Genomic DNA, 22,031 nt, shown 5'->3' on the forward strand with positions numbered 1-22,031 from the left:
TGAACATAAATCATGATAATTTATTTGGAAGAATCTTACAGTTACTTTTCACTTTTATAGCAAGATATATAAATATATTTTTCTGTAAAATGCTTATTTTACTAAGGAAGTTAGCATCATTTTTATATATGTATATATTAACATATTTCCTATGAAGTATGTTGCAACTAAAGACGCAATAGGCAAAAAACTAGGTTACGATACAACATACGTAGGCCTTAACGGAGCTACAACTCTATTTGAAAGAGGGCATATAATTCAAGAAGACGATGTAAATAAATTAATGGATTCTGGAGTTTATTATGTATGGATAGATGATGGGACACATGAAGAGAATATAATGTATGAATGGGAAATAACTCCTTATTTAGCTTCTAAAATAGTTGATGAAAATATTGACATAGTTTCCGGAAAACAAGGAATAACTTTACTTTACTCAAAAATTCCAGGTTTACTTAAAGTAGATGTTGAAGGATTAATTAACTTCAATCAAAACCAACGTGTTTTACTTATCACAAAAAGGAATAATGAAGCATTAGGTAAAGGAGATTTTTTAGGCAGTGTTGAAGTAATCCCATTCTCAATGAGAAAAGACGAAGTAGAAAGTATAATTCCAGGAAAGAAGTTAGTTAGTGTAATTCCTTTTAAATACAAAAAAGTAGGAGTAGTAATAACTGGAACTGAAATTTTTGAAGGTAGGAAAAAAGATCTATATCTTCCAATTATAGAGGAAAAAACTAAAAAATATGGATGGGACATAGTCCAGACAGAATTTGCACCAGACAATGAGGATATGATCTCAAAAGCAATATTGAAGGTAAGAGATAATGGTGCAGAAGCTATCATAGTAACTGGCGGAACTTCTGTAGATCCTACAGATAGAACGCTTTTTGCAATTAGAAAACTTAACGCAAATGTTATTTCATACGGGATACCGATGAAGCCTACCACAATGTCAATAATAGCCATTTTAGAGAATATTCCAATTTTTGCAGTATCTGCTGGTGGGATTTATTATAAAGACTATAATTCCATAGATGTTATGTTCACTAGGTTAATGACTGGAAGAATTCCAACTATAAGGGAAATAGCTGAACTTGGAAATGGTGGAATAATGTGGAATTTCGAACCAAAAATGAAATTAAAAACCTTATAAATGAGATATTTTTCTTATAACTTTCCCTAGGTTAGAGAATATTTTTGGATATACACCTAACGAGAATCCTAAAATTCCTCCAAGCCAATGTTCAAAAAATACATGGATAAAAAGCCCTCCAGGGAAGTAAAGTCCCGGTGCAGTAGCAATAGCTAAGAAATCAACTTTCCCTTGTAAAATAAAGCTTATTTCTATTAACATAGGATTTATCATTACTATTGATGAGAATATTGCCAGGAGTCTTATAATTATGGGTAATATTTCCTTTTTCGAAAGGTATAACGTAAAAAGAGGTCTTAGGCCTACTATAAGGATAATTAATCCATTAAATAAGAAAGCAAATTCCATTAACCAAAAAGGTAAAGGTATTAGAGGTTTAACTTTGGCAAGCATCATTATATCCTTAATTTCAAGTTTACTCGATAATATTAATATTATTCCAGAGTAAATTAAAAGAATACCTACTATAACGAGAATACTTCTTAAAGCTATCTTTAGTTTGTCATTCATATTTCATATTAGAAATATTTCTATATTTAAACATATCCGAGTCTAATGCTTTGTGGATCTGTTCAATTTTTCTAAGAGACTACATTAAACTTACTTTTAATTCTACTGCAGATTTAGAATTTATACTGAAGAAGTGAGTTTAGAGCCTAAGAAAATTCAACTAGCCCACAAAGCATGAGTCTAAGAAAAAAATTTAGATTATACTTTTATGCTGATAGAGAACTTCTTCTGCTATAGGCTTAACTTTCCATGTTACATTAAATTGTTTTGCAGCCTGCATTAACATATCCATATTTTCTACATCCCATTCACATACAGCAGTATTAGCATCTTGAGATACGCTCACTTTTTCTAATTTCATACCTTTAGGTAATTTCTTTTCCTTTGCCATACTAACTATTTGTTTCAGAAAATTATTTACTGTATCTTTTTGATCATTTTCCCATTCGTGGATTACGAGTACTTTCATATTTATATTTTACAGTTGTAAATAATAAAATCTTTCTTTCTTCTCTCTTTTATTTTCTATAAAAGATTTACTATAATTAAACTTGATTCATCTTTTTAAATAAATACATGTTCTTAGATAGAGATTGCGAAGAGTTCCTTATACTAATAAGTGTGAAAAAGGTTTTATTCGATAATATATTTAATTAAACTATGTCACTTAAATCAAAAATGGACTATAAGGACGTTATTACTTTAAATGAGAATTTGACATTAAATGATGCTCTAAATGAAATGAATAACTCTGGAATCAATGTTTTAATAGTTACGAATAAACATGGAAAACCTATTGGTTTAGTTACTAAGGAAGATATAATAAAAGCAAGAAGTAACGGAATTTCCATGAGTGAACATATAGATTCAATAATGAGAAAAACAATAATAACAATAACTGGAAAAGAAGATCCATTAGAATTACTAAATCTAATGATAAGGAACAATCTAGATTATTTAGTTGTTGTAAATGATAAAGGCATAGTAAACGGAATAATAAGTATAAATGATATTTTTAAAACAGTTAAAAAAATGGCAAAAGTGAACGATTAATTTTTATCTGAAGCATGTCCTATAAAAACAGTAAAGATATCCTATTAGCATTGAAGATACTCCAAAAGCTATTTCAAAAGAATAAAGCATTACCATAGTAAATGTGTCATTATCTGTTAGTAAGTACGAAATTCCGGCTATACCTGCCGTCGATATTACAGCTAGATTTATACTTGCAAGAATCTTTGGAAATATAAGCCCAGTATTTTTAGCTAAATAAAATAAAAATAATGAAAGAGCTCCGGTTGATAATGCGAATGCTATATGAAGATAAAGGAAGTCTATTGGCATATGTAATTTTATTTTTCCAGAATCTATCATAGCTCTCACTAATCCTAATGTGAACGTTCCAAATAAAAGGAAGAAAGTTAGCAGAGATGCCTTAAATGTTTTATTTAATCCATTCATTGTTTCTCACCTTGATTCTTTCTTTTATGTCTATTTTCCCTATTTCTGCTTTAGCTCTAACGTATCTTATATTGGAAAGAAATTCGGATTTTATTCCATCTATAACCGATAACCATGCATCATCCAGATATTCATTTCTTACTTTTATATCAACCTCTTTTACGACAGATTTTAATCCTTTTAAACACTCTGAATTTACTGGACAACCTCCGCAAGTATAAGTATCATTATCTGAGTTATAGTAAATGAGTTTCTTATCATCAGTTATAAACATTATGCTATCTGATATGGAGATATGTTGAGAAGAAATCGTAAAAGGAAATACTGCTTTAAAACTTATTGCATTATCTAGTAATAATCCTATAGCTCTAAGCTTATTTACTATAAAATAGTAGTAACTTTTACTTATATCCTTTCCTCTTTTGTCAGAAGCTAATATTCTTAGATAAGTATCTTCACCTAGATGCGCAAAATCATCGTGCTTAACCATAACAACGTCATTGGAAATTATAGGTCTTTCAACGTCAACAGTCTTAAGTAGACACATAATTTATATGTCATATCAATAATTTTTATTTTTTTGGTAAGTAAGTATAAGGGTTTAACTATATAATCTAAAAATTTTAAAAATTATTCTTTTTGAACTGTTTTATTTGTATAGCCCAGTTTTATTGCAGTTTTTATTCCGTCTTTATATCCATAGATTCCGAATATTATGACGCTAATTATAACTAGGAAAAATCCTATACCTAACGAATGAAGGTTATGAACTTTTATAGGCGTTATTATATTATAAGTCAATAACGGTGGATAAAGTAATATAGCAATTCCACCAATTATAAACGCTAATCCTCCATATTCTAATACAGTCTTAGTTATGGTTTTTCCTACTACTGCTATTCCTTGGTATGTTAAATTCTTCATCCTAGTTAACCAAGTTGCAAATATTGTACCAAACATTACCTGTGCAGTCATAGTTCCAAGTCCAAATAGAGCTCCAGGTAACCATCCGATGTACATATTAGGCATCGTAGGTGCTAATACAGTATAGACTATTAGAGCGAATGCTCCAAATCCAAATCCGGCAATGAATCCATGCAAAAACGCAAGTTTTACTGGAACTGGCTTAGTGAGATCTTGTTCATTAACATAAGCAGGGTTTATTTTATGCTCAAGCTCTTCCTGTTGTAGTTGACTTCCTTTCTTATGGATCCCTGTAGCTTCTCCTATTTTTTTCTCTAAATAATGCCAATGTAAATATCCGCCTTTTCTAGAAATGTATATACCAGCACCAAACATTGCTATGCCTACAAAAATGTACGTTATTCCGAACGCTGCAGTAGTCATGAAAATTCCTGCTAGTGCTAAATAAGCTAATTCTGACAAAATTGATCTTTGAATTGTAAAACCTGATGAAAATATTAATCCTGTTTTAGCTCCACCTTTACTGCTAAAAGTTCCTACAGAATAGGAAAAAGTTATTGGCCATGTATGCTCGTCTGGAGTTACACCGTGAACTATTCCAAGGAGATAAGCTATTACTAAAGCGCTAATAACGTCAACGTTTTGCGGATTCCATAAATTTATAACTAACCAGTCAATCATTTAATTCACCATATCTATTATTTAGGGTATACCTAAAGTATAAATATTTTTCCATAATCATTTATGAGTAATATGTATAAAAAGGAAACTAAATAAACATAACTATTAATAACGTAGTCTTCCATTATTATCTTATAGATTCTAAAAACGGAATCATACGAGTTCTCATATAGAACTCATAAATATTAATAACGTTATTAGTACAATTTTAACAGTCTATAACTAATTTAATGGAATATTTAGAATCCTCAAATTTTTAAATGTTAAAGTAAAAGTGTTGTCCTATGATAGATCCCACATTTTTACTTGAACTACTTATTGCAAGTATAATAGCAGGTTTTATAGGAGCTTTGACCGGTCTAGGAGGAGCGACTGTACTTGTTCCTATATATACATTATTTCTAGCAATTCCTATAGCTTACGCTACAGGAGCCAGCTTAATCTCTACAATAGCTACTTCAAGTGGCGCAGCTAGCGCTTACATAAAAGATCGTATAACTAACGTTAGAATTGGTATGTCTTTAGAAATAGCTACAACTGCAGGTGCAATAATAGGATCTTTAATAGCACATATAGTATATGAAGATCATTTAGAATTTATTCTTTTCATAATATTTGGAATAGTCATTTTATCGTCTTTATATCCTCAAATAGAAAAAGCTTCTCTTGAATTACCGCGTAATATGAAACCAGATTGGAGTACAAGATTATTTCAATTGTATGGTAAATATTATGATGCTACTTTACGTCAAATTGTAGAATATCAAGGAGTTAGATGGTGGTTAGGGGAAATAGTAATGTTTTTTGCGGGAATGGTATCTGGACTTTTAGGTATAGGTTCTGGCGCTTTGAAAGTTGTAGGAATGGATTGGGCAATGAATCTCCCGCTGAAAGTTAGTACTACGACAAGTAACTTTATGATAGGAGTTACGGCGGCAACTAGTAGTTCTTTATACTGGATATTTGGATATATAGAACCCGTTTTAGCAGGGGTTACCGCAATAGGAGTTCTAATTGGTTCATATTTAGGAAGTAAAGCGTTAGTCAGAATAAGAAATGTTAGACTTAGACTCATATTTATTGCAATTTTGTTATTCCTTGGAATAGATATGATAATAAGAGGTGTTACTTTATGGATTTAAACGATGTTATAGGATATGCCTTAAGGATAGGGGTAATAATTAGTGTTATTCTCATAATAATAGGATTTATCTTATTAATCCCTAATCCTAAATTTTCGGAATTAGAATCTCCCCATTCTCGCTTTAACACTTCAGTAATTAAACCTGAACAAGTCCTTTATGGATCATTTAAAGGTAACGGATTAGATTTGATACTTCTCGGCTTAATGGTATTAATAGCAACTCCAGTTTTACGAGTTATCTTAGGAGTAATTCAATTCACTCTAGAAAAAAATAAAATATATACAGTCATCACAATAATAGTACTTTTTAATTTATTGTTGGCTATATTTATAATCCCACTAATAGTTAAGTAGCAAATAACATCGCCTTCTTCCTTAATTCGTCCATAAACAATGCGTTTTCCTTAACTTCGTTTTCATCAAAATCTAAATCTTTTATTAGTTCTTTTCCTTTAGAACAATCATACGTTGTTCCAGCATATTTTAATGCGCATTTAAGGCTTGAAGGAATCAATTCCGTCCCTTTTATTGGAATTTTTATAGACTTTCTACCTAAAGCTTCAGCCATTAATTCAAAGAATTTATCTAATTTCACAAGTTTACATTCACTTGCGTACATATAGAATTCCTTAGGTTTAGACTCTGACAGCACTTTCACAAACATTGCAATATGTTTTGCACTTATTGTAGACATAGATAGGTCAAAAGAAGGTATTATTCCAAATTTTGCTAACCAGTACATTAAAACGAAGTGTATGTGTGCGGAATATTTGCCATATATGAAAGTTGGTCTTATTATTGCTAAAGGGAAATTATTTTCTCTAGCTTTAGAGAAAACTATTTTTTCTCCCTCACATTTTGTAATTTCATAAGGCAATTTTGGAGATACTCCTTCACAATGCTTATCTTCTTCCTTTACGTTACCCGTTAATCCGGTAGCGGATGCAGCGCTTATATGAATTAATGCAGGTTTTGAAGTTTCTGAAACAATTTCTGAAATTTTTCTTGGAATTTCTACATGAGCTATCTTTAGTTCACTTTCATTATTTCCTATAACTCCTACAGTATTTATGACAACGTCAGAAGAAGATATGAGTTGTCTTAAATTATCTATGTCACTTAAAGGATTAAGTTTTACTAACTTTACTTTATTCTGAAGTATTTCTGAGTAAGTTTTCTTTACTCTTTCTAGATTCCTGTATGTAACTACTACTTCTCCATAATTTGATAAGTATTCGGCTATATGCGTAGAAAGGAATCCCAAACCTATAATTGTATATTTCATGTTAAATAATATCTTCTAAACATTTATAAATACCATTTAATATTATCAGGAAATAAAAACTAAATATCGTATAGAACTTATTTTTAAATATTAAAATTTATTAATATAACTTTCAAAAATTTTAACATAAGATTAAGCCAGGTGAATTTTCAATAGGAGCCATTGTCATTGTTTATTGCAGATAAAAATTGCTGTATGATTACTGTCTTAGCATTCTTAAGTATACCCATCCACTTATTGCTTGTAATAATCCTCCAATAATGAGGGGCATAGGTAAATAGATTTCCATTAAATATCCACTAGCACCTGCAGTAGCTTGAGAAGTTCTTGAAGCTATACCTTGAATACTTGAGGCAGCACCGAAATCTTCAGTAGATATCTCTTTCATGTTTACTGTAGATCTACTCGGAGAACCAAAACCAGCTATGAGACTTCTGAGTATGTAAATAAAACTTCCTATAAAATACGGAGAAAACGGAATTAAAATTAATAAAGCACCGCTTAATATTCTAGTCCAAGAAGCTATATTCAATATGCTTATCCATTTAGATAAATTAGATGCAAAGAATGAGCCCAATGCAGTAGCTAAATATGATATGCTATAAATTATTCCTATGTCATAAGATGATATTTTATACATTAATTCAAACCATGCTGAAGCGTAATATTTTCCATTTTCTAGAAGTACTTTAGCGGTATCCAGGTCTTCTAAAGCTTGCTCAATCCATTCCTTATAATCCATTATGAAGATTATTTGGAAAAAGAAGTCATATAGCTTTCTATAGTGTTTCATAAGGTCTTAGATTCTGATTTCGGCAAACGATTTGAAAGTTAGAATAAAACCATTTTATGTCTTACTTTATCAAATTATAAATATATAGATAATAAATATGAATCAGTTATTTTATTTCTAGGTTATAATATTCCTTGAAAGTATATTTAAGGAAAGTAAATATAAGCATAACTACACTAACTAATACGTAAGTCCATCCAACTCCAATAATTTCTATTAAAATGCCCCCCAAAGGGCCGGAAAGTGTAGATAATCCGTTGGCTATTACTCCAATAAATCCAGTAGTCCTTCCCCAATATTCTTTATCTATATATCTTAGTAATGTGGCCGACGTTAATGTTGAATTGACTCCAGAAGAGAATAATATGAGGAAAGTAGGAATTAATGCAAGAAATATATTATTAATAAGGATGTATGATGCCAATGACGCTGATATTATTAGTCTAAATATTATTTGATAAAAGCCTAATTTTCCTTTATTTATTCTTAATGCAAATATCGATCCTACTACTATTCCTATTTCAGCTGATATAAGTAGTGCACTAAAATAAATTGGCCCTTGATGTAAGACGTCTTCAACGTAAAATAATAGTAGTAATCCCTGCATTTCGAAGAATAAATTATCCGTTGTAAGTATTGTAAACTGAGTTAACACTTTACTTCTCCTCACATAGTAAAACCCGTCAATAAGACTTTTCTTAAAACTATGCATCCTTTTTTCTTCAACATTCTCTGTAATATTCATAGGTAATAAAAGAAATCCTACTACTACTAAAATAATTAATGATGGAGTTATTGAATATTTAAAGCTAATAGCAAGAAATATTCCTGCCAAAGCCTCCGCTAAAATCCTTAATGACCTAAGAGTAACTCTATTAATAGATGAGACCTTCCTATAATCCTTTTCATTCACATTTTCCTTAATCCATATACTTAAAATGATGCTTGCTATATCAGAGGTAAAACCGGTTAATATAGCAAAAGTGTAAAATAGTAAAATAATAGTGAAAATATCGTTGTTAGCAAGTAAGGCAATTTGAGATAGGAATAAGATGGTAAAAAGCGGTATTATTAATCCCAAAAGTATTGTCTTCTTTTTCCTAGTTAAATCCATAAATGCTCCGGTAAAATAACTGAAAAAGTAAGCTAATGAAGAGAGACCTATTAGAATTCCAGTGAGTAAACTTGAACAAGTTAGCTTTGATATTATCCATTCCATCGTAAATATTGCAAGCGTTATATTGAAATTAATTAAATTAATTGACATTATATTATACAGAGCATTTTTCCAATTAGTTTTCGACATATTCTACTATCTCTTTCATTTTTCTAAGATTTTCCTTAAAGCTTTTCCATTTAATATCATTAAGCATTATATCATTTAATTCAACTAAAAATCCTTCGTATAAACCTAAGTAATAATTACAAGCATAATTATCTATGATAACTTTTCCATTTTCGCCAAACTTTAAATCGCCAAGGCACGCATTGCAAATTTTCATTATATCACATGTTCTACATTGGTCTATATTAGTTTTTACATTCACGTACTTAAGAAAATTTTGAACTTTAAACAATCTATAATTATTTAATCCATTAATAATATTACCCATATAAAATCTGTTATCGTATGAGAGCATATAACATGGGTATATATCACCATTTGGCATAATAGTTATATTACTAAATCCTGCACTGCAGTGGGAATTTAGAAGTCTCTTTTGAGTAACCTTTTTCATAAAATTATATATTTCAGTAATTTTTGCGCCATTAATAAATGAACGCATCATATACCTTCCTAGCTCAAAGGACATTTCGTATATTTTCTCTTCATATGAACGTAGTAATTCATCTAAAAAATTTTTAAGAAATTCGTTACCTTGTCCAATTTTAGTAAGTGGATGAATGGATATATTAAATATATTATAATTATTATTAAAAAATTTATATATATCAAGTATACTTATATTATATTGAATATGTACAGGAGAATATACTGTTTCTATACTGATATAATCTGTATCTAAATTATTTATTAATTTACGTAAATTTTTGTCTACTATTTTAAAAGAACCTAAATTATTTCTAAACGTTCTGACCTTATCGTTTATAGTCTCAGGTCCATCAAGACTTACGACTATTCTAAATTCATTTTTCTTTAAAAAATCTATTATTTTATCATTAAGAATAGTTAAATTAGTTATTACAAGAAACTTAGGTAAATATTTCATTTTACCATTTTCCTTTAATTCCATAAAATAATTTACAACTTGCTCTATTAACTTAAAATTGAGTAAAGGCTCTCCTCCAAAAAATTTTATTAATAGCTTAGTATCGTTATATTTACTTAAAATTTCGTCTATTACTCTCTTAGCAGTCTCAAAGGTCATATTTCCTAGTTTATCATAACCATAAAGACCAGTAGATGCAAAACAATATTTACATGCTAAATTACAATTGCCAGATACATTAAGAGTTATTTCTGTAATATATGAAGTACTTAAGAAATCTAATTTAATATCTTTTGTTAAATAATTAAAAAAATTAACAATTCCTTTAGTTCTAAATTTAGGCATTTCTACACCACCACTATTTCTTGAATATTATACGAGACTACTTATCTCTATTTAGAAGCCAGTTTTGTCTCCATCTCCGCATCCAACACCACAGCTGCTTACTGGCTGTATGTTTTCTGGCACTTCTGGTAGTATTTTCTTTAGTTCATTGAATCTATTCTCTATTTTGAGTTCTAATGTCTTTTCACTCATTTCTTTTCCTAAATCTTAGTCTGTTTACTATTATTTTTTTTTTAACTCTACACAATCATGAACATTTTTTAGTTAAAAATTCCTCTATATGAACATGGATTAAATATTTTTGAAATTAACGCCTTTTTAACTAAAAATTATTAAACTAGATTACGACTAAATAGGAGTAGAATTACGAATAACCCTTATTTAAAATGGAAAGCGAAAAGATAATTAAAATTATATTATATAAGATAGAAAATATTTTATTTATTCCATATTTTTCTAACTTTTTCTACTAACTCTTCAAACCATAGTGGCAATAATGGCACTGCTAATCCTACTCCCATTCCGGAGAGAGAATTAGACAGCATTACTTTTCCACTATATTTTAAGCTAGATAATTTCATTATTTTTGAATTCTTTTTAGGTCTAGCTACTTCGTTCACTGCAGACAGGCTTAATATAGATAATGCAAGAAGTATTGCCGATATTAAGAAGAGGAATCTAAATTTCAGTTCTGGAGAGAAAGGTAAAAATGATTTTATTGATAACATTGAACTTCCTCCTATACTGGAAAATGCTGCTGCAGAAGTTAAAATTCCAAGTCTTCTTACTCTTTCAAGATCATTCTTCCAGTTACTTGCTACTAGTGCAGTTAAACCTGGAGAAAATACTCCTCTCATTCCTCCTGCAGTACCTCCTATACCTCCTATGAGGAGAGAAATAATGATAACTATTTTTAATGAACTAGAAAAAAGTAAAAACGCTGCTAGAAAAGGAAATAAATCCCCTATTATAAGTGTCTTTTTGTAGCCTACTCTATCTCCTAAAAGTCCTAATGCAAAGACTAAGATAGTATTAAAGAGAATTATAAAGAGGAATATAATACCTATCGATACTAAGGAAAATCCTATGAATTTAAGATATAGGGGAGCTACTAATGTAATATAAATTATTCCTATGCTTCTAAAAATTCTTGAAAAAACTAAATATTTAAATCCCATATCAGATTTCATAATTATTCACTATAAATTAAAACTTAAAAAAATAAGAAAATTAACTTTTTACCACCAGTTTCCGTGATGTCCATGATGATGTGGTCCGCATCCGTAATAAGGTCCGAAACCTTGATATGGTCCGTATCCCCACTGATATGGGAAGTTTCTTCCTAGTTCTGTGATTTCTACGTATTCTTCTCCATCTTTCTCAAATTTTCTTACTAATCCTGTTACCATTAATTGACTTAGTACGAAATCGAATGCACTTCCATATAATGGTACACTATTCCTTAATTGAGATATTTTTACTGGACCGTTTTTTAGACTTTCGAGTATTTGGTATCCGCCTATTCCCATTAGTCTTCCATACATTTTATCACCGATATCTATTTCGATATCGGAATTAATAAATCTTTCGATATTATAGTAACAGATATAATCCAAAGAAATAATAAAAGTTTAAACGATATTAAGGAATAGTTAGTAAATTAAATTAATTTTTATGCAGACTAACTATAAAAATTCTTAAATACTTCTTTAACAGAGTTAAAGATATGGAAGAGAGCAAAAACATAACACAACTAATCTCAAGAGAAGATGACGACATTAGTTTAGAATTTGATAAGGAAATTAAATCCGAACTCACTAGAAGTACAATAGAAGAAATTTCTAAATCTAAAAAAGAGCCGGATTGGATGCTAAAATTAAGAATAAAATATTTTGAAAAAGCTATGAAACTTCCAAAATCTAATTGGATACCTAACAATATAGATCTTGATCTTTCAAATTTTGACATATACAGTAAACCCAAATTAGATCATATAAGTAGTTGGGAGGAATTGCCAGCTTCACTTAAGAAATATTATGAATATTTAGGAATTCCAGAATCAGAAAGAAATATTCTTGCAGGAGCAGTATCAATACTTGACTCAGAATCAATTTACTCCAAGGTTGGAGAAGAATTAAAGAAACGTGGAATAATAATGATGCCTATGGATGAGGCTGTAAAAAAGTATGACATACTTAAAGACTATTTCATGAATGTATTAGATTCAGAATATCAAATAGCTGCGCTACACGGTGCTATATGGAGTGGTGGAGTATTTGTCTATGTTCCTAAGGGAGTAAGATTTCAGACACCAATAGAAGGAATATTTATCATAGGGAGCGATAAAGTAATTCAAGCAGAACATACAATTATTATAGCAGATGAAGGATCTTCAATTAATTATATTGAAGGATGTTTTGCACCTAGATTAAATGCTACAGCTATGCATAATGGAGGAGTAGAAGTTTATGTTAAAAATCATGCCAGTGTAAAATACGTTACTATACAGAATTGGAGTAAAAACGTAATTAATTTGAGCAATAAAAGAGGAATTACCGGAGAAAATGCTAATTTAGAATGGGTCGAAGGTTCTGTAGGGTCTAAACATACATTTAGTTATCCATCAACCATACTCGACGGTGAAAATTCATCATCAACTAGTTTATTACTAACTATAGCAGGCGAAGAAGGTGATTGGAAAGAAGGAGGATCTAAAATGATTCATAAAGCACCATATACCAAGAGTAAGATAGTAAGCAAGAGTGTAAGTTTTAATGGAGGCAACGTATCGTATAGAGGATTAGTGAAAGTAAACAAAGGAGCTCTTAATTCAAAAGCTTATGTAAAATGCGATTCTCTCATACTTGACGATAAGAGCAAAGCATATACATTTCCTCAAAACCAAGTTTTAGAAGAAAGTGCAGAAGTTGCACACGAAGCTTTTACTACGAAAATGAGTCTAGACCAGCTTTTCTATTTAGAAAATAGAGGTTTCAAGGAAAAAGAAGGTATATCATTACTGGTATTAGGTTTTATGGACGAAATAACTAAAGAACTACCTTTCCAGTACGCTACAATGCTAAATAATCTTATGACCTTAGAATTAGATAAAATAGGTGCATTAGCTTAATTGTTTTTTAGATTTTTTATTTTTTGTTTTTCTAAACTTAGAACTATTTTAACTATAAATATTTCCCTTAAGACATATATATCACTGTATATATCTAGGTATTTATGTCAACAATTGAGTTAAAACCTATAGGATATATTGAACATAATATTTCCGACGAGTTAATTGCAAAAACTTTCAAAAAATTTATGGCTAAAGTAGTCATTTATAGGGAATACAAGGATGGGTTAAAAGGGATTAGATGAATTCAGCCATATAGTTTTAATATCTTATTTACCTAGAGCTAAAAGCGAATCATTACAAATTAAACCGCTTGAACCTAAAATAAAAGCTAATAATTTGAAAATTGAAACCAATATTCCAATAGTAGGTATTTTTAGTACGTGTGCTCCTTATAGACCTAACCCTATAGGCTTATCCGTAGTTAAACTTCTTAAAATTCAAGACAATACAATAATTATTGACGATTGCGATTTATACAATAAGACACTAATTTTAGACATTAAACCTTATATTTACACTGTATCTGAAGAAGTTAGAATAGCTGAGTGGAGAAAAAGGATGTTAGAGTATATTAGAACTCTTAACTTGGAATGATCTAACTTTTTTCGTTCTATTATATTGATCTTTTATATACAAGTTTCTTAGAAAAGTTGGAAGTAATGAAAGCAGATAATAGTTGATAAGATGTATGTTAAATTTAGTTTTTATTAAAATATTATTTCCTGAAAATATCTTATAAAGTAATTTATATCTTAATAATTCTTCATTTACTGTTTCATTAATATTTTTATTTATTTTATCATTTAACATTTCCATAATAATATAAAAATCTTCTACGGCCTTCTTAAAAAGATTAGAAAATGAATCTTTGTATTCTCTTATATTTTTAGTATTTCCTGAGCTTGTTTGAAGAGTATGAATTCTATAGGAAGTTAATCTTGCAGGATCAAGCAAAATATTTCCTTCTGATAATAAGGAAGAATAAAAGATGAAAGAATCGATAACTGCCTTTATTTTTTTAAGATATTGAGCATTATTTTCAAGAATTTCCCTCTTTACGCATATTGAACTTGAATTAAAATTGACATTTAATTTAAGAAGGTTTCTAATGTCAGTTTTACGATTGTCTTCTATAGTTAATGTAAACTCCGGCAAATTAAACGATGCATATGGAGGAATCTTAAGATAATCTTCAATGATTTTTATTTCATTACCCTTATCATCAATAGTAACAAAGTTGTTATGATAATAAATTGGATGAAATACTTTGAAAAAGGAAGTTACTCTTTCTAACTTATCTTCTCTATAGATATCATCATCGTCTAACAGACAAATAATATCTCCCTTACTTTCATGCAAGCCTTTGTAGATTTTTTCACCTAAATATTCTTGATTATCATAAATATCTATTATATTTCTATTATTTATCTCACCTAATTCAAAATTTTTAATTACAACTATTTCAAATTTATCCTTATCTAATGTCTGATTTAGAACTGAATTTAATGCGTTGTCTAAATATTTTTGCCTATTATAGGCTGTTATTATTACTGAAACGAAATCCTTCATTATTAATATATCTATGTATAACGAACTTTAAATCTTTTAATAGAAAGATTTAAATAATTGACTGACTAGTCAATTTATTGTGACTTAAAATGGAACAGAAAAGAATCCACGAAATACCTGAATGGGCATTTGAATTTCATGGGCATAGATGTCCTGCAATGCCATTAGGTTATTTAGCAGGCAAATATGCTCTGAAACTACTAGGAATAGAAAAGGAAAAAGATACTAATACTTACGTTTTTTCGGAAACTGGTGATGAGCATCATCAAGGATGTTTTGACGACGGAGTTCAGGCAGCAACTGGATGTACTTATGGTAAAGGAAATTACAAAAGACTTCAATACGGCAAGATGGCTATAATTGTTTATAAACCAGGTAAAGGAGCAGTTAGAATAAGACCAAAGCCAGAAATACTTGATGGATGTAGCAAATTTGAATTTTTCAAATATAGAAAATCTGGAATACCTGCATCTCAAGTTCCTAGAGAAGTTTCGGACGAGGTTATAAATTACGTACTTTCAAAAGATTTCGAAGAATTATTCTATTATGAATTTCTCAAAGACTTTACATACAGTTCTCCAAAGAAGACAATGGCAAGAATAGTATGCGACGACTGCGGAGAGCCTACATATGAGAACTACATAAAAATCTTCAACGGTAAAAGGCTCTGTCCACGTTGCTATGAAATTGAAAGAAATAAAAGGTGATAATCTATGAATTCAATTTTTTTATCTATCATATTCATTTTAACCTGGATACTTTCTGCGTTATTTGCAATAGCGGGTGTAGGTGCAGCTAACACATTAATTCCTATATATTACTCCTTGGGTATACCATTTTCAATAGCAGCAGCCGCTGGGCTTTTATTAAACGTATTTTCATTGTCGTCTGCCACGGTAAACAATGGAAAAAGGGGTAGAGTATTATGGAAATTAGGAACGATCTTCCTTATACCTGCAGTTATAATGGCTCCAATAGGGGCATTCATAGGAATTCACACTCCAAGGAAAATATTGCTCTGGATATTCGTGGCATTCTTAGGCTACACATTGTATAATTTGATAAGAGGAAGAGCAAAAGAGGAAACAAACAAATTTTCTGGAAATATTAAAGGGTACATACTTGGTATAACAGTAGGAGCTATTGCTGGATTTCTTGGCGGTTTATTAGGCGTAGGAGGCGGAATGATAATTTTACCTGTTTTAGCTCTAATAGAAAAAGATTATAAGAAAGTTTCAGCTACTGCAGGCTATGTAGCTTTATTTAGTTCTGCAAGTGGTTTTACTAGCTATCTGTTCTTATTACGAGGAATAAGTTATGATCTATGGTTAGTAATATTAATAGGCGGAATTTTAGGAGGATTCAGTGGATCATATTTAATGAACAAGATGAAGACTCTTTACGTAAAATATACTATAGTATCCATAATAACGTTCGTGCTAATAAAAATACTTATAGGAGTAATTTAAACATTTAAACTATGAGAGGCATAATTAAATTATGAGACAGAGAAATGAAGAAGTGACGAAGGAAAAGATATTGCAAGCTGCTACCGAAGTTTTTGCTGAGGAAGACTTTTTTAAAGCTTCAGTAGACCAAGTGTGTAAAAAAGCAGGAGTTTCTAAGGGAATAATATTTTGGCACTTTAAGACTAAAGATCAGTTAATCTTAGAGGTAGCTAAGAAAAGTCTACCTTTAGATATTGTAGAGAGCTGTTTAAAAGAAAAAGAAAATACTCTTGAATGTATTGGGAATAAATATCTAGAAAAATACGATGATCCTATTATGAGGAAACTTTTCTTGCATACTATATCTGCAATGAATATATATAAGGAACTGGGAGATGACATTAGAGAATTATGTGATTCACTAGTGAAAAAAATAAGTAAATGTGCTTTAAATAGCGAAAGTAATGAGGATATTATAAGAATAAGGTCGTTCATGGGAGGACTTCTTTGTTACGTAGTAAATCCTCCTAATATAGACAAGAAAACATACGTTAATACTCTTATTAAGATAGCTTTAGCGAAAGAAACTTAATAACAATATTAAAATAGATTCACCTAATTTATAAATATTTGATTTTTTGCCAATATATAATTTTTTCTAAATAAATTCGTAAATAATTTTTAAATACCTATATCCTTCATTATATTTATGGAAACTAAGAAAGTCCTAATTTTAGGAATAGACGGATACATAGGCTGGGCTCTAGCGTTAAGGCTAGGAAAGAAAGGGCACGAAGTATATGGTATAGATAATCTAATAACTAGAGTACAAGCAATGGAAGTTGGTGGAGATTCTGCGTTTCCCTTGCCATCAGTAGAAGAAAGAAGGAATATATTTAAGGAATATATTGGCCCAATAGATTTCATTGTCAATGATATAACTAAACCTTATGTTTTAAGAGATTACATTAGTAAAATAAAACCAGACGCTATAATACATTTTGCAGAACAAAGAACAGCTCCTTATTCTATGATAGACGAGGAACACGCTATATATACAATGCATAATAATATAGAAGGAACAATAAGGCTAATTTACGCAGTTAAGGATAATCCCGAAATTCATGTACTAAAAATGGGAACCATGGGTGAGTATGGTACTCCAAATTACGATATACCAGAGTCTCCTTATGTGAAATTTGAGTATAAAGGAAAGAGCGACATGGTTCCTGTTCCAAAATTCGCCGGATCATGGTATCATTGGACTAAAGTTCATGATTCGCATAATTTACTATTTGCAAATAAAGTATGGGGTATAACGATCACTGATATAAATCAAGGACCAGTATACGGTACTAGAACTACAGATATGTTAGACGGAGATAGTATAATAGAGGGTCTAAGAACTAGAATAGACGTTGATGAGGCTTGGGGAACAGTTGTAAATAGAAATGCCGTTAGAGCAGTTTTAGGATTACCTTTATTAGTATATGGAAAAGGAGGTCAAACTAGAGGTTTTATTTCTCTTGAAGATAGCGTAAACGCTCTAGAGATTTTAATTAATAATCCACCTAAAGAAGGAGAATTCAGAGTCGTTAATCAGTTTATGGAGCTATATAGTGTGGAAAAGATAGCAACGTTAATTGCTGATGCGACAGAAGAATTATTTGGATATAGGCCAAAGATCCATTATGTTAGAAATCCAAGAATAGAAAAAGAGGAACATTATTACAATCCGGAAAGAAAGATTCTTCCAGATCTCGGTTATAAACAAAAAAGATTTCTAAAAGATGAGATATATTCTATACTTACTGATCTATACCAATATAAGGATAGATTAAAGAATTTTAGTGAATGGACTAACGTTAAAACAGACTGGAAAAACGGAAGGAACGATAAAAATAGATTCGATTTAATAAAAGAGTTATGATTTTTTATAATATTGTTCCTTTTTAATCTTTTAATCATAGATTTACTTTATTTTGTATTTTTCTTCATATTTCTTATTTTTACTTTATAGATAGTTATAGATAATATCCATACTGACGCAAAAGTAGTTATAATTATCATTCCTATATTTCCCCACCATACATCTCCATTTATTAGCGATATTATATTCCAAAATCCTCCATTTAGGCTAAACTCTGATTGTATTAACCCCAGAAGTTCTAGGCTACCCACTACATATGCAACTAAAATTGATATTGTAGTCATTGTTAAGTTATACCAAATTTTCCTCATAGGATTGCCGTTGTCAGCAGTTTCCGATAAGCCGTAAAATTTAGATTATTTACCATCATTTAAAATTCCTAAACCTTTTAATGCTATTAAGTAAGCTGAGGCTGTGTGTCTGTCAAATCCCTTCTCCCTCATCACCTTTTCATGTTCTTCCGAGTTTGTAGTACCCTTAGGATTAACTAAAATAACGTTAAAACCCAACCTTAACGCTTTAATAACACCGTGAATTAACAACTGCTTCTTAGCGAAACGTGAAACCTTCCTATTACCGCTTTTGCTCCTAGTGAACCTCCTCCTCTTAACTAGGAATAAGTCCTCAAAAACTACGTAATCAACACCAATCCTTGATAGGAAAATGAGAGCTTGTGATAGAGCATTCAAACGTAAAGCCCTAGCTTCCCCTTTAGGAAAACCGTGGGAAACAACCTCAGAACACCACCACGTTTTGGTAGTAACAATACTACTCTCCTTATTAATTACAACATTCAACCTATCAGTGTTCAAATCGAAACCAGCAATTAAACCGTAACCGTTAGGTTTTGGTGAAGAGCATAGACAATCTAAAAATAACGATTTTAAGTGATAATTTTGTTTCAACACTAATTCCTCCTCTAATCGGAGAATGGGGATTTTCTGCCCTTGTAGAAGCTGATGATGTAAAGATACTTTACGATGTAGGAAATTCAGGTTATCCGTTAATTTATAATTCTGAAAAATTAGGTATAAAATTGGAAGATATAGATTTCATAGTATTGAGTCATGGACACAGTGACCATACTGGCGGATTTTCAAACAACGATGTTGTAACGAAACTAAAGGGTAAAATGTTAATCGCACATCCCTCAGTCTTTGAAAAGAAAGTTCTTAATTGGTCTGGAAAATTGGAATATATTGGAATGCCGTTAACTAGAGATGAAACTGAGAAGAAATTTAACCTAATACTATCGTCAGAACCCTTGGAAATTTCTAATGGGGTAATGTTTAGCGGAGAGGTAAAAAGATATGGATACAACGAATATACTTCAGGCTTATACACATCCTCAAATTCCTCTCTACTAAAAGACAGTATGAAAGACGATGTCGCACTTTATATTAATACCAAAAAAGGCCTAGTTATTTTGACAGGCTGTGGACATTCTGGAATTCTTAATATAATTACGCATGCTAAAGAAGTTACAAATCAGAACGTTTATGCAGCATTAGGAGGATTTCATCTTCTTTCTTCCCCAAAGGAGCATGTAGAAAAAGTAGCAGATGAGTTAACGAAGAATTTACAGAAAATAGGTCCAGCTCATTGCAGTGGAAATATGATAAAATCAATAATTTCAGAAAATAAAGAAAAATGGTTAGATGTAAGCGTAGGGAAATCTATATCATTCTGATTTTTTATGAAATTTTGAAAGTTCATTATTCCAATGTGGTACTTTTACATCTTTAGGACAAAATGCTAGAGAGAATGCCTTTATATCTAATATAGGAGTTCCAACGAATAAGTCCAAATTATCTACATAGAGAAGATTCTCTTTTCTTTCTATTAATTTAACAATAGATAAAGCTATTGGATTAGGTCTATGCGGAGAATGAGTACAAAACACTCCAACTGTTGGTAGATTATCTAATCTCATAGGTTTAACTTTCAAAATTTTTCTTTGGTCATTAGATACTTTATTTAACCATGCCAAGAGAATTATATGAGAGAATTCTTCTATTCCATCAAGTCCTTCTTTATATTCATTAAATATTTCTATAATTCCTCTATTTTCTTCTTTAGATTTTACGACTCCTATTTCCTTTAGGTACATTAAATAGAAAATACATAATCATAAATATATATTTAAATGCCTCAAAGACGAAAAATGGATTTTAAAAAAATTAAATTTGCTCTGCTTCTATTAATGTTAAAGTATCCTTTACTCCTGGCAACGAAGCTATAGAATTTACTATAAAAGTCCCTAACTGTTCTATGTCTTCCACGTCTATACTCACTAACAGATCATAAGGTCCATAGGTTATTGCTACATTAGATACCCTGGGTATTGCAAAAAGCGTTGTTAACAAAGTTCTTATTTTAGAAGGATCTGCCTTAATAAGAACATGAGCTCTTTCCATATTAGCGTAAGTCCTTACTAGATCCCACTCCGTAACTATTCCTCTCAATGACGAGGCTTTTAATTCATTTTCCTCAAGTAATAAAACAGAGCCTACATTTTTTGTAGCTATTAAATCAGCTACATCTCCTACTGTAGCATCTAAATCTTCAGATACTATATTCTTTGAGGCTATATCTGATAACTTAGAGGAAGAATTGCCTTCATAGTAAGCCTTAAGCACATCTCGTAATGAAACTATACCTATTATATCAGCTCCAGAAACTATTGGAATATGAGACATTCCAAGTGATACCATTGCATTTGCTGCATCCCAAACTGTTTGATCACTATTGAGTGTAATAACGCCTTGTGTGCCTACAGCTATTGCAGGAATTGTCACTCTTGGTATTACTTTCGCAAGATCTCTTTCAGTTACTATTCCTTGTCCTTTTATTAATAAGGAACCAACTCCGTACTTTAACATTAACTTAGCTGCAGTTCTATTCGAAGTATCAGCATCTACTGAGATCGCAGGTCTTGTTACATCTCCTATTTTCTTTGATGCCCAGTTCTGATTATTTAATGCTTCCCTTACTACTGTCCTAGCAGATACTACTCCTATTATATTCCCTGCAGCGCTTACTGCCACACGTCTTATACCAGATTTTACCATTAATTCAGCTGCATCTTTAAGGGTCGAGTCTATATCTAGCGTTTTAATATTTTGAGACATTATAGTTTTTAACATAAAGTAAAATTAGATCCTAAGATTATAACCCTTCTATTTATAGAGTTATTATATACAAACTAACTACTGTTAAAGAGAATTACTAGAACATTTATAATCATAGACTATAGTAATTTGCATAATAATGCTCTATCTACTTCATTACTTAATAATTTTTAACGTATAATCTATTAATTACGGAATTAAAATATTCTAATTTTAATTAGAAACACATAACCTAAAAATATATAAAAATACTAAAAAGATTAACTTTTCTTTAACAGGGTTTAAGCGAA

At 30.4% G+C, this 22,031-nt stretch carries 28 protein-coding genes and 1 pseudogene; 12 read left to right on the forward strand and 17 right to left on the reverse strand.

All coding sequences use genetic code 11. The features are described from left to right. Positions 1-151 precede the first annotated feature (151 nt). Complete coding sequence (locus DFR85_RS19435; RefSeq protein ID WP_110269718.1) at positions 152-1,156, forward strand: molybdopterin-binding protein; 1,005 nt, start codon at positions 152-154, stop codon at positions 1,154-1,156. On the opposite strand, the gene DFR85_RS19440 is transcribed toward DFR85_RS19435, so the two are convergent. Both DFR85_RS19440 and DFR85_RS19445 read right to left on the reverse strand, forming a co-directional pair. Next, on the reverse strand, positions 1,151-1,666 hold the full coding sequence (locus DFR85_RS19440) for a hypothetical protein (RefSeq protein ID WP_110269719.1): 516 nt from the start codon (positions 1,664-1,666) through the stop codon (positions 1,151-1,153). The genes DFR85_RS19435 and DFR85_RS19440 overlap by 6 nt on opposite strands. A gap of 193 nt (positions 1,667-1,859) precedes the next feature. Next, positions 1,860-2,135 carry a hypothetical protein gene (locus DFR85_RS19445; protein ID WP_110269720.1) on the reverse strand — a complete coding sequence of 92 codons (276 nt, stop codon included), beginning with the start codon at positions 2,133-2,135 and terminating at the stop codon, positions 1,860-1,862. A gap of 191 nt (positions 2,136-2,326) precedes the next feature. On the opposite strand from DFR85_RS19445, the gene DFR85_RS19450 reads away from it, so the two are divergent. Next, on the forward strand, positions 2,327-2,719 hold the full coding sequence (locus DFR85_RS19450) for a CBS domain-containing protein (RefSeq protein ID WP_110269721.1): 393 nt from the start codon (positions 2,327-2,329) through the stop codon (positions 2,717-2,719). Between the two features lie 3 nt (positions 2,720-2,722). Here the strand turns inward: DFR85_RS19450 and DFR85_RS19455 are convergent, their stop codons facing one another. The 3 genes from DFR85_RS19455 to DFR85_RS19465 all read right to left on the reverse strand — a co-directional run bounded on the left by DFR85_RS19455 (position 2,723) and on the right by DFR85_RS19465 (position 4,732). Continuing rightward, entirely contained in the window at positions 2,723-3,127 is a 405-nt protein-coding gene (locus tag DFR85_RS19455; RefSeq protein WP_110269722.1) for a hypothetical protein, read from the reverse strand. Beyond that, on the reverse strand, positions 3,111-3,674 hold the full coding sequence (locus DFR85_RS19460; RefSeq protein WP_110269723.1) for a hypothetical protein: 564 nt from the start codon (positions 3,672-3,674) through the stop codon (positions 3,111-3,113). The genes DFR85_RS19455 and DFR85_RS19460 overlap by 17 nt, the downstream gene beginning before the upstream one ends. A gap of 83 nt (positions 3,675-3,757) precedes the next feature. Beyond that, on the reverse strand, positions 3,758-4,732 hold the full coding sequence (locus DFR85_RS19465; RefSeq protein WP_110269724.1) for a hypothetical protein: 975 nt from the start codon (positions 4,730-4,732) through the stop codon (positions 3,758-3,760). Between the two features lie 284 nt (positions 4,733-5,016). On the opposite strand from DFR85_RS19465, the gene DFR85_RS19470 reads away from it, so the two are divergent. Beyond that, on the forward strand, positions 5,017-5,874 hold the full coding sequence (locus DFR85_RS19470; protein WP_110269725.1) for a sulfite exporter TauE/SafE family protein: 858 nt from the start codon (positions 5,017-5,019) through the stop codon (positions 5,872-5,874). Then, entirely contained in the window at positions 5,865-6,230 is a 366-nt protein-coding gene (locus DFR85_RS19475) for a DUF1634 domain-containing protein (RefSeq protein ID WP_110269726.1), read from the forward strand. The genes DFR85_RS19470 and DFR85_RS19475 overlap by 10 nt, the downstream gene beginning before the upstream one ends. Here the strand turns inward: DFR85_RS19475 and DFR85_RS19480 are convergent. The 7 genes from DFR85_RS19480 to DFR85_RS19510 all read right to left on the reverse strand — a co-directional run bounded on the left by DFR85_RS19480 (position 6,223) and on the right by DFR85_RS19510 (position 12,146). Beyond that, positions 6,223-7,161: an NAD-dependent epimerase/dehydratase family protein gene (locus DFR85_RS19480; protein ID WP_110269727.1), complete on the reverse strand. Its 939-nt coding sequence runs from the start codon at positions 7,159-7,161 to the stop codon at positions 6,223-6,225. The genes DFR85_RS19475 and DFR85_RS19480 overlap by 8 nt on opposite strands. A gap of 199 nt (positions 7,162-7,360) precedes the next feature. Next, positions 7,361-7,903 (reverse strand): HEPN domain-containing protein, encoded by a 543-nt coding sequence (locus DFR85_RS31770; RefSeq protein WP_246252993.1) that lies wholly within the window; start codon positions 7,901-7,903, stop codon positions 7,361-7,363. Between the two features lie 157 nt (positions 7,904-8,060). Next, on the reverse strand, positions 8,061-9,260 hold the full coding sequence (locus tag DFR85_RS19490) for an MFS transporter (RefSeq protein WP_110269728.1): 1,200 nt from the start codon (positions 9,258-9,260) through the stop codon (positions 8,061-8,063). After that, positions 9,247-10,530: a radical SAM/SPASM domain-containing protein gene (locus DFR85_RS19495; protein WP_110269729.1), complete on the reverse strand. Its 1,284-nt coding sequence runs from the start codon at positions 10,528-10,530 to the stop codon at positions 9,247-9,249. The genes DFR85_RS19490 and DFR85_RS19495 overlap by 14 nt, the downstream gene beginning before the upstream one ends. A 51-nt stretch (positions 10,531-10,581) precedes the next feature. Further along, positions 10,582-10,722: a hypothetical protein gene (locus DFR85_RS19500; protein WP_162582626.1), complete on the reverse strand. Its 141-nt coding sequence runs from the start codon at positions 10,720-10,722 to the stop codon at positions 10,582-10,584. 245 nt (positions 10,723-10,967) lie between these two features. After that, on the reverse strand, positions 10,968-11,720 hold the full coding sequence (locus tag DFR85_RS19505) for an MFS transporter (protein ID WP_110269730.1): 753 nt from the start codon (positions 11,718-11,720) through the stop codon (positions 10,968-10,970). A 48-nt stretch (positions 11,721-11,768) separates the two neighbouring features. Further along, complete coding sequence (locus DFR85_RS19510) at positions 11,769-12,146, reverse strand: hypothetical protein (protein ID WP_162582628.1); 378 nt, start codon at positions 12,144-12,146, stop codon at positions 11,769-11,771. Positions 12,147-12,256: 110 nt separating this feature from the next. Here DFR85_RS19510 and sufB point away from each other — a divergent pair, with 110 nt between their 5' ends. The 3 genes from sufB (at position 12,257) to DFR85_RS19525 (ending at position 14,257) form a co-directional block, all read left to right on the forward strand. Then, the gene (gene sufB / locus DFR85_RS19515) at positions 12,257-13,660 is read left to right on the forward strand and encodes a Fe-S cluster assembly protein SufB (protein ID WP_110269732.1); all 1,404 of its coding nucleotides are present in this window, start codon (positions 12,257-12,259) and stop codon (positions 13,658-13,660) included. A gap of 104 nt (positions 13,661-13,764) precedes the next feature. Further along, positions 13,765-13,905, forward strand: coding sequence for a hypothetical protein (locus tag DFR85_RS19520; RefSeq protein WP_162582630.1), 141 nt, complete (start codon positions 13,765-13,767; stop codon positions 13,903-13,905). A gap of 19 nt (positions 13,906-13,924) precedes the next feature. Then, positions 13,925-14,257 carry a TrmO family methyltransferase domain-containing protein gene (locus tag DFR85_RS19525; protein ID WP_246253059.1) on the forward strand — a complete coding sequence of 111 codons (333 nt, stop codon included), beginning with the start codon at positions 13,925-13,927 and terminating at the stop codon, positions 14,255-14,257. Here DFR85_RS19525 and DFR85_RS19530 read toward each other — a convergent pair. Beyond that, positions 14,225-15,232 (reverse strand): glycosyltransferase, encoded by a 1,008-nt coding sequence (locus DFR85_RS19530; RefSeq protein ID WP_110269734.1) that lies wholly within the window; start codon positions 15,230-15,232, stop codon positions 14,225-14,227. The genes DFR85_RS19525 and DFR85_RS19530 overlap by 33 nt on opposite strands. A gap of 89 nt (positions 15,233-15,321) precedes the next feature. Here DFR85_RS19530 and DFR85_RS19535 point away from each other — a divergent pair, with 89 nt between their 5' ends. From DFR85_RS19535 to agl3, 4 genes are all read left to right on the forward strand, one after another. Next, entirely contained in the window at positions 15,322-15,939 is a 618-nt protein-coding gene (locus DFR85_RS19535) for an FmdE family protein (protein ID WP_110269735.1), read from the forward strand. Positions 15,940-15,945: 6 nt separating this feature from the next. After that, entirely contained in the window at positions 15,946-16,701 is a 756-nt protein-coding gene (locus DFR85_RS19540) for a sulfite exporter TauE/SafE family protein (RefSeq protein ID WP_110269736.1), read from the forward strand. Between the two features lie 31 nt (positions 16,702-16,732). Further along, positions 16,733-17,272: a TetR/AcrR family transcriptional regulator gene (locus tag DFR85_RS19545; RefSeq protein WP_110269737.1), complete on the forward strand. Its 540-nt coding sequence runs from the start codon at positions 16,733-16,735 to the stop codon at positions 17,270-17,272. A gap of 117 nt (positions 17,273-17,389) precedes the next feature. After that, positions 17,390-18,610, forward strand: a complete 1,221-nt coding sequence (gene agl3, locus DFR85_RS19550) for a UDP-sulfoquinovose synthase (RefSeq protein ID WP_110269738.1) — start codon at positions 17,390-17,392, stop codon at positions 18,608-18,610. A gap of 47 nt (positions 18,611-18,657) precedes the next feature. On the opposite strand, the gene DFR85_RS19555 is transcribed toward agl3, so the two are convergent. Together DFR85_RS19555 and DFR85_RS19560 are read right to left on the reverse strand one after the other, a co-directional pair. Next, positions 18,658-18,921: a HoxN/HupN/NixA family nickel/cobalt transporter gene (locus tag DFR85_RS19555; protein WP_110269739.1), complete on the reverse strand. Its 264-nt coding sequence runs from the start codon at positions 18,919-18,921 to the stop codon at positions 18,658-18,660. Positions 18,922-18,966: 45 nt separating this feature from the next. Next, a pseudogene (locus tag DFR85_RS19560) lies at positions 18,967-19,467 on the reverse strand (hypothetical protein); the annotation flags it as partial. Between DFR85_RS19560 and DFR85_RS19565 the strand changes: the two are divergent. Then, a complete protein-coding gene (locus DFR85_RS19565) occupies positions 19,461-20,300 on the forward strand; it encodes an MBL fold metallo-hydrolase (protein WP_110269740.1) in 840 nt (279 codons plus the stop codon). The pseudogene DFR85_RS19560 and the gene DFR85_RS19565 sit on opposite strands and share 7 nt — an antisense overlap. Here DFR85_RS19565 and tsaA read toward each other — a convergent pair. Both tsaA and DFR85_RS19575 read right to left on the reverse strand, forming a co-directional pair. Further along, complete coding sequence (gene tsaA / locus DFR85_RS19570) at positions 20,292-20,720, reverse strand: tRNA (N6-threonylcarbamoyladenosine(37)-N6)-methyltransferase TrmO (RefSeq protein WP_110269741.1); 429 nt, start codon at positions 20,718-20,720, stop codon at positions 20,292-20,294. The two genes, DFR85_RS19565 and tsaA, sit on opposite strands and share 9 nt — an antisense overlap. 70 nt (positions 20,721-20,790) lie before the next feature. Beyond that, complete coding sequence (locus DFR85_RS19575) at positions 20,791-21,756, reverse strand: CBS domain-containing protein (protein ID WP_110269742.1); 966 nt, start codon at positions 21,754-21,756, stop codon at positions 20,791-20,793. Between the last annotated feature and the right edge of the window lie 275 nt (positions 21,757-22,031).

Origin of the sequence: Acidianus brierleyi (assembly GCF_003201835.2) — an archaeon.
In the GTDB taxonomy this organism is placed as follows: domain Archaea; phylum Thermoproteota; class Thermoprotei_A; order Sulfolobales; family Sulfolobaceae; genus Aramenus; species Aramenus brierleyi.